The following is a 12,949-nucleotide window of genomic DNA, read 5'->3' as shown; positions in this document are numbered from 1 at the left end:
CGATCTCGAAATTGTCGCCGCTGCTCGAGCCCGCACCGGGCATCAGCCAAAGCGACGGCCAAGCACCGTCGCCGCTCGGCGCCTTCATGCTGATCTGAAGGTAGCCGCCGTCGAATTCGAAGTTGCCATAGCTGCTGACGGCACCGGACGTGATCGGAAATGTCTGCGCAGTGCCCTGATTGATGCCGCTGACCTGCTGCGTGGTCGCCGTGAGATCGAGGATGCCGTTGTTCACGGTCACCTGGCTCGGCATCTCGTAATCGGCGTCGAATGCGCCGCCCGGCCCGCTACCGCCTGATCCATTGCTATTCCACGCCCAACCATTGGCGGCGCGACTGGTGATGTAGTTGTGCCAGTAACTGTCCAGCGTCGTTCCGGAGAAGCTCTCCTGGTAAACGAGATTGCTCGACGTGAAACCTGCTGGCGCGGCAAGTGCCATTCCATGTTCCTTCCAAAGATTGAACGAAGAATTCCACCGTCGCGAATCGCGCGACATACCACTGTCGCGAACCGCGCGACCATTCCACTGCCGCGAACCGCGCGACATACCGCATGCCCGCCGCACGCGATGGCGCGGGCACATTCCAACGCAGTGGAGATTTCGAGGTACGCTCCCTCGACTGCTCGTCGATTGGCTAAAGATCAAGTATGGCGAAAAATGGCTTCAAAATGATCTTCACATGGGCGGTTGCGCAGCGGCTCGCCTTATTCGCAAGAGACTTTTCGCACGTGGGCTTCCGATCGGTTGAGATTTAATTCGCGACTGCGCTCGCGACGATGCCTTTGAAGGCGTGGCCGCGCATGCGCGCTACGGCCTGATCAGGGGCCGCGTGCGCAAGCTCAGTCCCGACGCCGCCGCCAATCCGACCGCGGCTCCCGGCAGTGCCGCTACGCCGATCACGCAAATGAAAATCCACGTCCGAGTGTTCGCCGGCAAAGTCGTGCGCGGGCGAGTCCGGCCGATAAACAAGAAGGCTTGGGCGGCCACAAGTTCAAGAAGTGCGCGGTCCTGGCCGGCGTCAACGAGCCAAGAAGAGTTGCCATGGTGTGCGCAAGGCTCGTGCCGAAGTGGCTGCCTACGCCGACTACACCAAGAGCCGGATGACAGCGACGTTCGGCTGGACCGACCCGAAAATGCCCGCCCATTACATCGCGCAGGCGAATCGAGTGAGGCTTGGCATCAGTGGAATGGAGAAAATCGTCACGTTCGATCGGGGCCAGTCACTGGACAACCGGCTGGCGGTGCCGCAAGCGAACAGTGCGCAGGAACGGAGTGGTCCCATTCCCGGGTCATCCCCGGAAAAAAGCCCAATTATTTCAATGGGAAATGTGAGTTGATGGTGCGCTCGGAGGGACTCGAACCCCCACGGTGTTACCCACTGCCACCTCAAGGCAGCGCGTCTACCAATTCCGCCACGAGCGCTAAGGATGTCGGATGGAACCCTAAGGCGCCGCCGCATCGACGGGGCCATGTAACAAATCACGGATGCAGGGACAAGGCGATTAATGCGCGAATTAACTGCGAACCCCGGGAGATTTCGGCAGCATCTGCTTGACCTCGACCGCAATCCGGTTGCGGTCGACCAGGACGACGCCGCTGGCGACCGGCAGGTTGTTGGCGAGGATCTTGACCTCGTCGGCCTCGGTGGCATCCAGTTCGATGATGGCGCCGCGGGAGAGCCGCATGACCTGGTGAATCGGCATGGTGGTGGTACCGAGAACCACCATGAGATCGACGCTGACTTTATCGAGCGTGGGCACTTCTGAACCGCCGAACGGGAACTAAATTGTGGGTTCACCTGACCACGTTAGGGTTAGCCAATGGTTAACGACCGCCAAAGCCTCGATTTGACGACCTTTGCGCGCCCTTCGGGCGGCAAAGCGGTCGAGTGGCGGATTGCGGACCGTCCGGTGCCCTACCCCGATTCTCTCGCCGCCATGGACGCCCGAGTGGCGGCGATCGCCGACGGCTCGGCGCCAGAACTGGTGTGGCTACTGGAGCACCCACCGCTCTACACCTCCGGCACCAGCGGCAAAGCCGACGACCTGCTCGATCCGCGCTTTCCAACGTTCCAGAGCGGCCGCGGCGGCCAGGTCACCTATCACGGCCCCGGCCAGCGTGTGGCCTATGTGATGCTCGACCTGAAGCGGCGCCGGCCGGATGTGCGCGCCTATGTCGCCTCGCTGGAAGAATGGATCATCCGCACCCTTGCGGCCTTCAACGTCCGCGGCGAGCGGCGCGAGGACCGCGTCGGGGTCTGGGTGAAACGCCCCGACAAGGGTCCGGGCTTTGAGGACAAGATCGCCGCGATCGGCGTGCGGCTGCGCCGCTGGGTCTCGTTCCACGGCATTGCGATCAATGTCGAGCCCGACCTCTCCCACTTCCAGGCGATCGTGCCCTGCGGCGTGGTCGATCCACGCTACGGCGTCACCTCGCTGGTCGATCTCGGACTGCCGGTCACCATGGCCGATGTCGACATCGCGCTCCGGCAGGCTTTTTCCGAGGTGTTCGGCGACACCGCAGCGCGCCTGCCGGAAGCGACGCTTTAACGGTCACGCCGCCTTCTGCGGCGCGACCTCGATCTTGCCGGCGATGTAGCGGCGCTCCTGGGTCAGGCCGCCGAAGCCGTAGGCATCGCCCTTCACCTCGTCGACATGAGCGTAGCTCTCGGTATGGAGCGGCCCGAGCAACTCGCCCATCCGCTTGAACAGCGCGGCAAGATAGGCCGCCTTCTCGTCCTTGGTGTTGGTGCCTTCGCTGACATGGACGTCGAGCCAGTAGCTCGCGAGCCCCTGCTCGGCGAGCGACTTGCCGCCGGCGAACCAGTCGGCGGCGTCTGCGGATTTCACGATAACGGCGGTGACCTTGGGGTCCTTGTGCAGGATCGTCGCGGTCAGGTCCGACACGGCGGCGGCGATGTCGGACTTCAGCGACGGCCTCTCGCGGGAGGTTGCATAGGTGACGGTGATGAGCGGCATGATCAGTCTCCTTGAGTTCGGTTGGCGCGGGTCAATCGCGCCTCCTCTAGCTAGACCTTCGCGCACCATCTTGATATCTTATCTATATGGATAGCAATGATAACGATAGTTGATCATGACGACGCTCGACATCGACACCGTGCAGGCCTTCCTCCTCGTCGCCGAGCTGCAGGGCTTCACCCGCGCCGCCGAGGCGCTCGGCACCACGCAGGCGGCGATCAGCATGAAATTGCAGCGGCTCGAAACGGTGCTCGGCAAACGGCTGGTCGAGCGCTCGCCGCGCGCGGTGCGGCTGACCGCCGACGGCGCCGCCTTCCTGCACCACGCCCGCGCGCTGATCGAGGTGCATGACCGTGCGCTGTCGGGCGAGGAGCCGGCGCGGCAGCGGCTCACGCTCGGGATCAGCGATCACGCCGCCGGCCCCGAGCTGGTGCCGCTGCTGGAGCGGCTGCACGCGATGGCCTCGCAGCTCGCATTGTCCGTGACCATCGGCTTCTCGCGCGAGATGCTCGATGCCTATGACGCCGGCGAGCTCGACGCGGTCATCGTACGCCAGGAAGGCAGCCGGCGCGGCGGCGAGAAACTGACCGACGATGAATTCGGCTGGTTCGCCGCCAAGCGCTTCGTCTGGCCGCGCGGCGATGCGCTGCCGCTCGCAACGCTTGCACCGCCCTGCGGCGTGCGCGCCCTCGCGGTGCGTGCGCTCGACAAGGCCGGTATCGCCTGGACCGAGAGCTTTGTCGGCGGCGGCGTCACCGCGGTGGTCGCGGCGGCGCTCGCAGGGCTTGCAGTTGCTCCCCTTGTCCGCCGCATCGCGCCGCCGGGTTTGATCGATATCGGCCCCGCGCACAAGCTGCCGCGGCTCGGCTCGTCAAAGGTTATGCTGCATTCGAAGGTCAGCGATCCCGCTAAGCTCGCGGCGTTGCGGACACTGGCGGCAACATTTCGGAGCGTGGCCGCGGCGGCTTAGCGTGAGTAACCGAGATCCTCTCTCGTAACAGCCCAGTAGGTCGCGCCCGCGACGAACCCGGCGACGACGAACAGCTCCCCCAAGCCGGCTATCCAGATCGCGCTAGATGGCGCCAGCAGGGTGATGCAGAACGCGCCGACCGCGCCGCCGCCACAACCGAAGAACACGACTGATCGTGCGTGAAACAGTTCGGCGAGCCAAATGACCATCAGGGCCGGAATCGCCGTTAGAAAACACACAGCGACGAAGGTCAGGAACGAAAACGGCAGAAGGGCAACGGTGGTTCCTGCGAGCCTCGCGATGTCGCCACCGGATGCAATCATCAGGAAGGTCTGGATAACGCTCGCGAGAACCGCAGTCGCGGCGCCGCAGCCCGCGAGCCAGCCACCGAACGCACGACAACAAGAGCTGGACATATACGCCTCCTCTACAGGATCGCCTCGAACGCGCTGCGCAGGGTTTCGTGCCGGAACACAAACCCGTCGCTCAGCGCCTTGTTCGGCAGCACGCGCTGGCCGCCAAGCAGCAGCTCCTCGGCGAAGTCGCCGCCGACCGTGCGCAACAGCGCGGCCGGCACGCGGAAGATCGCGGGCCGGTGCAACCGGCGCCCGAGCTCCTCGGTGAATTTCGTATTGGTCACCGGGATCGGCGCGGTCGCGTTGATCGGCCCCGCGAGTTCAGACTTCGCGATCACATGGGCGATCAAGCGCACGAGGTCGTCGCGCTCGATCCACGACATCCACTGCTTGCCCGAGCCGAGCGGCCCGCCGAGACCGAACTCGAACGGCGTCAGCATCCGCGTGATGAAGCCGCCATCGGTGCCAACCACGAGACCGATCCGCAAATACGCGACGCGCACGCCGTGCTCGGCGGCGGGCTTGGCCGCATTCTCCCAGGCCTCGCACAGGTCGTGACTGAAGCAGGCATGGGACTTCGCCGACTCCGTGAGCACCTGGTCCTGCCAGAGCCCGTACCAGCCGATCGCCGATCCGCTCACCAGCACCGACGGCTTGCGATCGAGGCGCGCGATCAGCTTGACGACATCAGCCGTCATGTCGATCCGCGAGGCGATGATCTTGCGGCGCTTGGCCTCGGTCCACAGGCCGTTGCCGATCGGTTCGCCCGCGAGATTGACGATGGCGTCGATCCGGGTCTCGGCCGGCAACTGGTCGAGGCTCGTGATCAGCGTCACCGGCGGCGGCAACATCTCCGCTTTCGCCGGATTGCGGATCAATGTGATCACCTGGTGGCCTGATGCTGTGAGGCTTGCGACCAGACGGCTGCCGATGAAGCCGGTCGCGCCGGTGACCAGCACGGTCTGCCGCGGCGGCAGTTTCTCGACCAGCGTCGCGGCCGGCCGGCTTGCCATCCGTCCGAGGCGTCTGGCGGCGGCAAAGTCGCGCGCGCCGAACAATGCGGCGCCGAAGGCCGCAGCCGTTGCGAACAAGCTGAGAAGGCCCGCATAAGCCGGCGCGACAGCGGTCGGCAGCATCGCCCAGCCGATCAGGACCGGCACCAGCAGCACGAGGATGGCGCCGTAATTGATCGCCAGCAGCGTATGGTTGATCCGCTCGCTCGGCGGCAGCTTGCGGCTCAGATCCTCCTCGACGAAATCCATCAGCGTGATGACGATTTCGACCACCAGCACGGCCAAGATGGCGATCGCAAGAATGCCGTGCACCTCCAGCCAGCCGAGCACGAGGAACAGCAGCGCATAGAGCATGTTCCGCACGCTGTGCAGCTGAAGCTCATGGCGCTGCGACGGTCGCCAGGCCAGCCGCTCGGTGAACTCATGGTGATAGAAGGTGTCGAATGCGCCCATCGCGATCTGGATGGCGACCAGGGTCCACAGCAGGGGCGTCATGACGAGGCCTCCCTGAACACGGCAGACTGACGGATCAGCCGGCCGAAACGCGGGTGGATGATCTCCAGCGTGAAGCGGAAGTCGCCGCAGCCGAGATCGGAATGGGTCACGGTGAGGTCACCGGGCGTGAGCCATTCGGGCAGCGACAGGCGGAACGGACCAAGCCGCAACGAATAGCCGACGCTGCGAAACACCAGCGCCTCGTGCTCGACCGCGATCTTGAGCGCCATGCTGACGCCGAAGCCGACATATTCCTCAAGCCCGGTCGGCCCGGCAAAGCGCTTGGCGGAATGGATCACCTGCGGAAAGCCGTCGCGCCGCGCGCAGATGCGGGTCCAGACCTGGCCGCCGCTCGCGGCGTCCTCGGTGACCGTGACGATCATCGGCACGCCGGTCTCGCTGCCGGTCGGAAGCGGCCCGCCGATCAGCCGTGCGGCCTGTGCCAGCCACCAGCCGACGCGGCTGCTCGCGGCTTCCTCGACCTCGCCGACATAGACGACGGTGTTGCCGTCCTCGAACCGCTTCGAGAAGCGCCGCCAGATCGCGACCGGCAGGCGGCCCCAATCCTCGTCGGACAGCAATGCGCGGAAGCGATGGTCATCGAGCAGTTTGGTGTCGGAAGCAGGTGCTGTCTTTAAGGTGGATATCCTTGCTGACGCCATCGCACACTCCCGTTACGCCGCGGCCCCTATTTGGCTCTGCCTGTGGGCAGGAAACTCACGATCTTCTCGCCGAGCTTGATCAGCGCGACCAGGCGCGGCCGCGGCACGTTCAGCATCTGCGTGTACCAGCGGTCGACCAGTTCGGTGAATGTCAGCATCTCCTTCAGCCGCTTGCTGGCGAGCGGGCTGATGGCGGGATCGTCGGCCGCGTCGGAGACGCAGGCGCGCAGCGCCGCGAGCGCGGGATCGATCTCGCGCTCCTTGCGTCCGGCTGCGATCTTGGCGGCGACCTCCCAGATGTCGGTCTCGGCCTCGAAGTGGTCGCGGCGGTCGCCGAGAATCGGCACCCGCCGGATCAATCCCCAGGACAACAGCTCCTTGATCGAGTTGGAGACGTTGGAGCGCGCCATGCCAAGCGTGTCGGCGATGTCTTCGGCGGTCATCGGCGCTTCGGCGAGGTAGAGCAGCCCGTGGATCTGGCTGACCGAGCGGTTGACGCCCCACTCGTCGCCCATGTCGCCCCAATGCAGGATGAACCGCTCCACGACGGCCGGAAGTTTTCTCTTGGCGGTTATTTCTGTCATGACAGAAATATCAGACTGTTCGGAGCAGAAGTCAAGCGCCGCGACCGGTGCCGCGGTACGGCACCATTCGAGGCGTTGGCGGGGACGGATCGCTGGTCCATACTTCGGACGCGGCTTCTGCCCGTGACGGCCAGGACGGCCATCTGCTTTTTTGCGAAGGAATGCATGATGACGGCCCCCCTTTCCGACAAGGTATTCGCGGGATCGGTCCCGCAGCTCTACGACCGGCTGATGGTGCCAATGATCTTTGCGCCGTACGCCCGTGACCTCGCGCAGCGCATCAAAGGCCATCGGCCGCGTGACCTGCTGGAAATCGCAGCCGGCACCGGGGCCGCCACCACCGTCCTGGCGGCGGAATTGTCCGATACGAATATCACCGCGACAGATCTCAACGAGCCGATGCTGGCGCAGGCGAAGACGCGCCTCGCAGGCAAGCCAAACATCCGGTGGCAGCAGGCCGACGCGCTGTCACTGCCGTTTGCCGACGCGAGCTTCGACATCGTCGCCTGCCAGTTCGGTGCCATGTTCTTCCCCGACCGCGTCAAGGGTTACGCCGAAGCGCGGCGTGTAATCAGGCCCGGCGGACGGTACTTCTTCAACGTCTGGGACAAGATCGAGGAGAACGACTTCGCCGACGTCATGCAGCGAACGATGCATCAGGTATATCCGAGCAATCCGCCGCAATTCATGGCGCGGACGCCGCACGGTTACCATGATCCGGCGCGCATTCGCGCCGACCTGACCGCTGCAGGCTTTCGCGACATAGCCATCGAACTGGTAACCCTTCGCAGTCCCGCGGCTTCACCAGAGGATGTCGCCATGGCCTACTGCCAGGGCACGCCAATGCGCGGCGAGATCGAGGCGCAGGGTCAACCGACGCTCGAGGCGGCAACGCAGCGCGTGGCTGAGACGCTGGCGCAGCGCTTCGGCAACGGTCCTCTCGACGGCAAGATTCAGGCGCTGGTGATCTCGGCCGCTTAGACCGTCGGCAGGAACGCGAACCGCTCGCCCGCCCCGCGCAGGTTCAAAAGGTCAAGCGTGCCGGCGTCAGCCTGTACGCTGCCGACGCGCGCCGAGATCGGCCCGCGGCCGCACGCTTTGATCATGTCGGCAACGATATCTTCGGAGCCCGCGAAGACGGCCTCGACGCTGCCATCACGGCGGTTGCGGACCCAGCCTTCGAGGCCGCGCGCATTCGCATTTTCGTGAACCCAAGCGCGATAGCCGACGCCCTGGACGCGTCCGGTAATCCTGACGTGGCGGATCACGCCGCTCACTTCTTCAAGCCGAGGAATTCGCCGCTGCGCGCCTTGGTCTCCGCCTCGCGCATCACGCGGCTGGTGAGTTCGGATGAGGCGATGCCCTTGAGGTTCTTTGGCGAGGTGCCTTCGCGCAGCGCCTTCAGCGTCTCATAGACTGCCTGGGTCGCGGCCGCGAACGGCGCGTGGCCCTGCAGCGCGATCCTGACGCGCTGGCTTGCCAGATAGTCCAGCGCGGTCATCTCCTCCGGCGCGCCGCCAAGCACGATCGGCAGCGAGGTCGCGGCCGACAATGCCTCCAGCTCGCCGCGCGATTTGATGCCGGTGAAGAACAGGCCATCGACACCCACCGCCTGATAGGCCCTGGCGCGGGCGATCGCGTCGTCAAGATTGGTGATCGAGACGGCGCCGGTCCGGCCCAGAATGACGAGCGACGGATCGCTGCGCCCGTCGAGCGCGGCCTTCATCTTGCCGACGCCTTCCTCCATCGAGATCAGCTGTGTCTTGGCCTCGCCGAATGCCTGCGGCAGAAGCGTGTCCTCGATGGTGAGGCCGGCGGCACCTGCGGCTTCCACTTCCTGGACGGTGCGGCGGACATTGAGCGCGTTGCCGTAGCCGTGATCGGCATCGACAAGCACCGGCAGAGGCGATGCCCGCGACATGCGGCGGATCTGCTCGGCGAATTCAGTCAGCGTGATCAGCGCAATGTCGGGATCGCCGAGCACGGCGAGCGAGGCCACCGAGCCGCCGAACATGCCGAGCTCGAAGCCGAGGTCCTCCGCAATCCGGATCGAGGTCGCGTCATAGACAGAGCCCGGACGAATGCAGGTCGATCCGTTGAGGATAGATCGCAGTGCTTCGCGGCGTTTGCGGAAGGCCATGTCAGAGACTCCTCATTCGTCATTGCGAGTAGCTCGCGACAAAATTGCAGGGCAATTTTGCGCGGAAGTGACGAAGCAATCCATGTCTTCCCAGCCGCAAGATGGATTGCTTCGCTGCGCTCGCAATGACGAGTTTATGCGAACTCCAGGATCAGCGCATCGACCGCAAGCGTGGCGCCGGCGGCAGCGTGGATCTTCTTCACCGTGCCGTCACGCTCGGCGCGCAGCACGTTCTGCATCTTCATGGCTTCGACGACGGCGAGCGTCTCGCCGGCCTTGACCTCCTGGCCCTCGGTCACCGCGATCGAAACCACGAGGCCGGGCATCGGGCACAGCAACTTCTTGCCGGTGTCGGCGGCCGAGACCACCGGCATCAATTGCGCCGAAGTCGCCTCGGTCTCGGTGAAGACATAGACCGGCACCTCAAAACCCTGATGCGCGAGGCGGAAGCCGTTGTTGATCGCCCGCACCTGCACGGCGACGAAGTTGCCGTCGATGGTGCCCTGCCAGACCGGCTCGCCCGGCACCCAGCCCGACACCAGATTGTGCGGATTGCCGGGCAGCCCGTCGTCGCCAATGAAGCGCACCGCGATGGCGTCGGCCTCGCGTGCGACATCGAGCGCGATCTCGGCACGGTCGAGCCAGACCGCGCGGCGGCGCTCGCGCATCACGACGCGGCCGCCCATCTGGCCCGAGATCTGCCGCTTGCGCTCGCCCAGCACGTGGTCGATGGCGGCACCGACTGCCGCCAGCCGCCGCGCGATCTCGCCCTCGGGCGCACGCGCGGAAAATCCTTTCGGGAATTCTTCGGCGATGAAGCCGGTCGAGAGCCGGCCCTCGCGCCAGCGCGGATGGTTCATCAGCGCCGACAGGAACGGAATGTTGTGCCTGATGCCGTCGACATAGAAGGCGTCGAGCGCGGTCGCCTGCGCCTCGATCGCCGCGGCGCGCGACGGGGCGTGGGTGACAAGCTTGGCGATCATCGGATCGTAATGGATCGAAATCTCGCCGCCTTCCTGCACGCCGGTGTCGTTGCGGATGGTGATGCCGTCATGGCTGGCCTCGGCCGGCGGACGGTATTTCACCAGACGACCGATCGAGGGCAGGAAGTTGCGGAACGGATCCTCGGCATAGACGCGCGATTCCACCGCCCAGCCGGTCAGCGTGACGTCCTTCTGTGCGATCGCGAGCTTCTCGCCGGCCGCGACGCGGATCATCTGCTCGACGAGGTCGACGCCGGTGATCAGCTCAGTGACGGGATGCTCGACCTGCAGGCGGGTGTTCATTTCCAGGAAGTAGAAGCTCTTGTCCTGGCCGGCGACGAATTCCACGGTGCCCGCCGAATCGTAGTTCACCGCCTTGGCCAGCGCGACCGCCTGCTCGCCCATCTTGCGGCGGGTCTGCTCGTCGAGCAGCGGCGACGGCGCCTCCTCGATGACCTTCTGGTTGCGGCGCTGGATCGAGCATTCGCGCTCGCCGAGATAGATCACGTTGCCATGCTTGTCGCCGAGCACCTGGATCTCGATGTGCCGGGGATCGACGATGAATTTCTCGATGAAGACGCGGTCGTCGCCGAACGACGATTTCGCTTCGGCCTTGGCGAGGTTGAAGCCTTCGGCGACCTCCGACTTTGAATGCGCGATGCGCATGCCCTTGCCGCCGCCGCCGGCGGAGGCCTTGATCATCACGGGATAGCCGATCTCATCGGCGATCTGGACCGCGTGCTTGTCGTCCTCGATGACGCCGAGATGGCCCGGCACGGTCGAGACCTTGGCCTTCGCGGCCGCCTTCTTGGATTCGATCTTGTCGCCCATCGCGGCGATGGCGCCGGGGTTCGGGCCGATGAAGACGATGCCGGCGGCCTCAAGCGCACGCGGAAATGCTTCGCGCTCGGACAGGAAGCCGTAGCCGGGATGCACCGCCTGCGCGCCGGTCTTGCGGCAGGCCTCGACGATCTTGTCGATCAACAGATAGCTCTCGGCCGCGGCGGGCGGGCCGATCAACACGGCCTCATCGGCTATCTCGACATGCAGCGCGTCGCGGTCGGCCTCGGAGTAGACGGCAACCGTCTCAATCCCCATACGGCGCGCAGTCTTGATGACCCGGCAGGCGATCTCGCCGCGGTTGGCGATCAGAATTCGTTTGAACATGCTCTTCTTGCTTGGGCTTCTTGGGACTTGGGCTTTGGCAGGATTTCCTCCCCGCGCAATCCGGCACGGGCGTAACCACTCCGTTGGTACAGCAAATTATCCCGGAGGCAACGGTCTATTGCAGACCCTGCCCGGCGCTTGGCCGGTCCTTGGCGGTAGCCCGAGGGGACTTCAGCCCGAATAGGTCTTGAAGCGGCCGCGGGAATGGGCCTTGGCGACGGCTTTCATCAGCTCGCTGACCTCATTCTCCAGGAATTCATTGGCCACGATCAGCGCCCGGATCGTCGCGCGAAGATTCCCGCCGCAGGCGGAGATCGCCTGATCGACAGCCGCTTCCAGCCCGTCATCGTCGTCAGATTCGGGCCGCGCAGACATCATGAGGTATCCGGGATTGAGGTGGCGCATCATGTTCCTATTTTGTTCTCATCAAGTCAATTGGATCTTTGATCAAATGCCGCCACTTCGGCGGCCTGCTTCTTGCGCCGCCAGCGCGCGAGACATTGCAGGGTCCAGATGTCGGTCACTACGTCGACGATGACGTTGATGATGAACTCGGCCATGTCAGCATCCCTTCAATAACAACGGACCTCCGTTCTACGTCGCGGAAAGCCGGTCGGGATGTGACGGCGCGCACGCACCGTTCGCGAACAGTCCTTGGTTGGATCGTACCGGCCTGTGCTAGAAGTCCGGTTGCCCGCCAAGGATCTGAAGTGAGAAAATGCGGTTTCGAAATCCGGTCATCACGACGCTTCTCCTGACATGCCTGTCCGCAAGCCCCGTCCCGTCTGCAACGGCCGGCCCCGCGGTCACTGCGGTCATCAAGGACGCCGGCACCGTTCAGCTCGGCAACACGACCTATCGGCTCGACGGCATCGACGCGCCGGCGGTCGACCAGCTCTGCATCGACGAGCATGCCGACGTCTGGTCCTGCGGAATGGAAGCGCGCGACCAGCTGACCAAGCTGATCGACGGCAAGCCCGTTCATTGCGACGATATCGGCGTCGATCCGAGCTTCAAGAAGCGCCGCCTCGGCGTCTGCAAGATCGAGGGCGACCCGACCAGCCTCAGCCAGGTGCTGGTACAGAAGGGCTATGCTCTCAATCTTGAGGGGTCGGCCACTGGCCGATTCAAGCCGGATGAAGCCACGGCCAAGGACAGCCGCGCGGGGCTATGGAAAGGCTGCTTCGTGGCGCCGCGCGATTTTCGCACCGCCAGGAAGGATGGCGCCCTGCTCGGCAACGCCTGCCCGGCCAACCGCGACGCCCAGATCCGCGACGCGCTCTTCCCCGCCGACCTGCCGATGCCGGCGAGCTGCAACATCAAGGGCAAGTACGCGGTACGCGCCCGCGTCACCGGCAATATCGGCATCTATCATCTGCAGGCGTGCCGCAGTTACCCGGGCCTCGGCAATCCGGATCGCTGGTTCTGCTCCGAAGAGGATGCGCAGGCCGCCGGGTTCCGCAGGGCCTATAATTGCCGTCCGCCCAAGAACAAGTGATGCGCAAGTGAAGAGCGAGTGCGAGGCAAGTGAGCGCTGTAAATCACGCTGGCAAAGCCGCCTTGTCCTGTGTGAGACTGCGCCAAGAGGTTGCCGGCGCGA

The 12,949-nt window shown here is 64.7% G+C and carries 16 protein-coding genes, 1 tRNA gene and 1 pseudogene; 5 read left to right on the top strand and 13 right to left on the bottom strand.

Annotation, left to right across the window (positions count from 1 at the left end):
* Positions 1-439, bottom strand: a pseudogene (locus AC628_RS21355) (hypothetical protein); the annotation flags it as partial.
* A gap of 608 nt (positions 440-1,047) precedes the next feature.
* On the opposite strand from AC628_RS21355, the gene AC628_RS21350 reads away from it, so the two are divergent.
* On the top strand, positions 1,048-1,338 hold the full coding sequence (locus tag AC628_RS21350; protein WP_143201723.1) for a hypothetical protein: 291 nt from the start codon (positions 1,048-1,050) through the stop codon (positions 1,336-1,338).
* Here the strand turns inward: AC628_RS21350 and AC628_RS21345 are convergent.
* Both AC628_RS21345 and AC628_RS21340 read right to left on the bottom strand, forming a co-directional pair.
* Positions 1,339-1,423: transfer RNA gene (locus tag AC628_RS21345), tRNA-Leu, on the bottom strand.
* A gap of 92 nt (positions 1,424-1,515) precedes the next feature.
* The gene (locus AC628_RS21340) at positions 1,516-1,761 is read right to left on the bottom strand and encodes a FliM/FliN family flagellar motor switch protein (protein WP_021080574.1); all 246 of its coding nucleotides are present in this window, start codon (positions 1,759-1,761) and stop codon (positions 1,516-1,518) included.
* A gap of 60 nt (positions 1,762-1,821) precedes the next feature.
* On the opposite strand from AC628_RS21340, the gene lipB reads away from it, so the two are divergent.
* Positions 1,822-2,550: a lipoyl(octanoyl) transferase LipB gene (gene lipB / locus AC628_RS21335; RefSeq protein ID WP_074128725.1), complete on the top strand. Its 729-nt coding sequence runs from the start codon at positions 1,822-1,824 to the stop codon at positions 2,548-2,550.
* Between the two features lie 3 nt (positions 2,551-2,553).
* Here the strand turns inward: lipB and AC628_RS21330 are convergent, their stop codons facing one another.
* Complete coding sequence (locus AC628_RS21330) at positions 2,554-2,979, bottom strand: tautomerase family protein (RefSeq protein WP_074128724.1); 426 nt, start codon at positions 2,977-2,979, stop codon at positions 2,554-2,556.
* Between the two features lie 112 nt (positions 2,980-3,091).
* Here AC628_RS21330 and AC628_RS21325 point away from each other — a divergent pair, with 112 nt between their 5' ends.
* A complete protein-coding gene (locus AC628_RS21325) occupies positions 3,092-3,949 on the top strand; it encodes a LysR family transcriptional regulator (protein ID WP_143201725.1) in 858 nt (285 codons plus the stop codon).
* Here the strand turns inward: AC628_RS21325 and AC628_RS21320 are convergent.
* Genes AC628_RS21320 through AC628_RS21305 form a run of 4 tightly spaced genes read right to left on the bottom strand, consistent with a single transcriptional unit; the run spans position 3,946 to position 7,059 of the window.
* Positions 3,946-4,365: a hypothetical protein gene (locus tag AC628_RS21320; RefSeq protein WP_074128722.1), complete on the bottom strand. Its 420-nt coding sequence runs from the start codon at positions 4,363-4,365 to the stop codon at positions 3,946-3,948. The two genes, AC628_RS21325 and AC628_RS21320, sit on opposite strands and share 4 nt — an antisense overlap.
* Positions 4,366-4,376: 11 nt before the next feature.
* Positions 4,377-5,813, bottom strand: a complete 1,437-nt coding sequence (locus AC628_RS21315) for a TIGR01777 family oxidoreductase (protein WP_074128721.1) — start codon at positions 5,811-5,813, stop codon at positions 4,377-4,379.
* The gene (locus AC628_RS21310; protein WP_074128720.1) at positions 5,810-6,475 is read right to left on the bottom strand and encodes a DUF4166 domain-containing protein; all 666 of its coding nucleotides are present in this window, start codon (positions 6,473-6,475) and stop codon (positions 5,810-5,812) included. Before AC628_RS21310 ends, AC628_RS21315 begins: the two co-directional genes overlap by 4 nt.
* 26 nt (positions 6,476-6,501) lie before the next feature.
* The gene (locus tag AC628_RS21305; protein ID WP_050421614.1) at positions 6,502-7,059 is read right to left on the bottom strand and encodes a GbsR/MarR family transcriptional regulator; all 558 of its coding nucleotides are present in this window, start codon (positions 7,057-7,059) and stop codon (positions 6,502-6,504) included.
* Between the two features lie 168 nt (positions 7,060-7,227).
* Between AC628_RS21305 and AC628_RS21300 the strand changes: the two genes are divergently transcribed.
* Entirely contained in the window at positions 7,228-8,040 is an 813-nt protein-coding gene (locus tag AC628_RS21300) for a class I SAM-dependent methyltransferase (protein WP_074128728.1), read from the top strand.
* Here AC628_RS21300 and AC628_RS21295 read toward each other — a convergent pair.
* The 5 genes from AC628_RS21295 to AC628_RS45845 form a co-directional block, all read right to left on the bottom strand.
* Positions 8,037-8,336 carry an acylphosphatase gene (locus tag AC628_RS21295; protein WP_074128719.1) on the bottom strand — a complete coding sequence of 100 codons (300 nt, stop codon included), beginning with the start codon at positions 8,334-8,336 and terminating at the stop codon, positions 8,037-8,039. The two genes, AC628_RS21300 and AC628_RS21295, sit on opposite strands and share 4 nt — an antisense overlap.
* Complete coding sequence (locus AC628_RS21290; protein WP_074128718.1) at positions 8,333-9,199, bottom strand: isocitrate lyase/PEP mutase family protein; 867 nt, start codon at positions 9,197-9,199, stop codon at positions 8,333-8,335. Before AC628_RS21290 ends, AC628_RS21295 begins: the two co-directional genes overlap by 4 nt.
* Positions 9,200-9,333: 134 nt before the next feature.
* The gene (locus AC628_RS21285; protein WP_074128717.1) at positions 9,334-11,349 is read right to left on the bottom strand and encodes an acetyl-CoA carboxylase biotin carboxylase subunit; all 2,016 of its coding nucleotides are present in this window, start codon (positions 11,347-11,349) and stop codon (positions 9,334-9,336) included.
* 171 nt (positions 11,350-11,520) lie between these two features.
* Positions 11,521-11,727, bottom strand: coding sequence for a hypothetical protein (locus tag AC628_RS21280; protein ID WP_016840474.1), 207 nt, complete (start codon positions 11,725-11,727; stop codon positions 11,521-11,523).
* 53 nt (positions 11,728-11,780) lie between these two features.
* The gene (locus tag AC628_RS45845; protein WP_283806610.1) at positions 11,781-11,909 is read right to left on the bottom strand and encodes a hypothetical protein; all 129 of its coding nucleotides are present in this window, start codon (positions 11,907-11,909) and stop codon (positions 11,781-11,783) included.
* 158 nt (positions 11,910-12,067) lie between these two features.
* On the opposite strand from AC628_RS45845, the gene AC628_RS21275 reads away from it, so the two are divergent.
* Entirely contained in the window at positions 12,068-12,847 is a 780-nt protein-coding gene (locus tag AC628_RS21275) for a thermonuclease family protein (RefSeq protein ID WP_074128716.1), read from the top strand.
* The last annotated feature ends 102 nt before the right edge of the window (positions 12,848-12,949 follow it).

Source organism: Bradyrhizobium sp. NAS96.2, assembly GCF_001908235.1.
Taxonomy (GTDB): Bacteria; Pseudomonadota; Alphaproteobacteria; order Rhizobiales; family Xanthobacteraceae; genus Bradyrhizobium.
This window is presented reverse-complemented; position numbering and strand designations above follow the sequence as displayed.

Coding starts and splice junctions, on each gene's coding strand:
- AC628_RS21310 (WP_074128720.1), bottom strand. CDS start 6,475: ATGGCGTCAGCAAGGATATCCACCTTAAAGACAGCACCTGCTTCCGAC.
- AC628_RS21275 (WP_074128716.1), top strand. CDS start 12,068: ATGCGGTTTCGAAATCCGGTCATCACGACGCTTCTCCTGACATGCCTG.
- AC628_RS21330 (WP_074128724.1), bottom strand. CDS start 2,979: ATGCCGCTCATCACCGTCACCTATGCAACCTCCCGCGAGAGGCCGTCG.
- AC628_RS21300 (WP_074128728.1), top strand. CDS start 7,228: ATGACGGCCCCCCTTTCCGACAAGGTATTCGCGGGATCGGTCCCGCAG.
- AC628_RS21285 (WP_074128717.1), bottom strand. CDS start 11,349: ATGTTCAAACGAATTCTGATCGCCAACCGCGGCGAGATCGCCTGCCGG.
- AC628_RS21320 (WP_074128722.1), bottom strand. CDS start 4,365: ATGTCCAGCTCTTGTTGTCGTGCGTTCGGTGGCTGGCTCGCGGGCTGC.
- lipB (WP_074128725.1), top strand. CDS start 1,822: ATGGTTAACGACCGCCAAAGCCTCGATTTGACGACCTTTGCGCGCCCT.
- AC628_RS21305 (WP_050421614.1), bottom strand. CDS start 7,059: ATGACAGAAATAACCGCCAAGAGAAAACTTCCGGCCGTCGTGGAGCGG.
- AC628_RS21315 (WP_074128721.1), bottom strand. CDS start 5,813: ATGACGCCCCTGCTGTGGACCCTGGTCGCCATCCAGATCGCGATGGGC.
- AC628_RS21280 (WP_016840474.1), bottom strand. CDS start 11,727: ATGATGTCTGCGCGGCCCGAATCTGACGACGATGACGGGCTGGAAGCG.
- AC628_RS45845 (WP_283806610.1), bottom strand. CDS start 11,909: ATGGCCGAGTTCATCATCAACGTCATCGTCGACGTAGTGACCGACATC.
- AC628_RS21290 (WP_074128718.1), bottom strand. CDS start 9,199: ATGGCCTTCCGCAAACGCCGCGAAGCACTGCGATCTATCCTCAACGGA.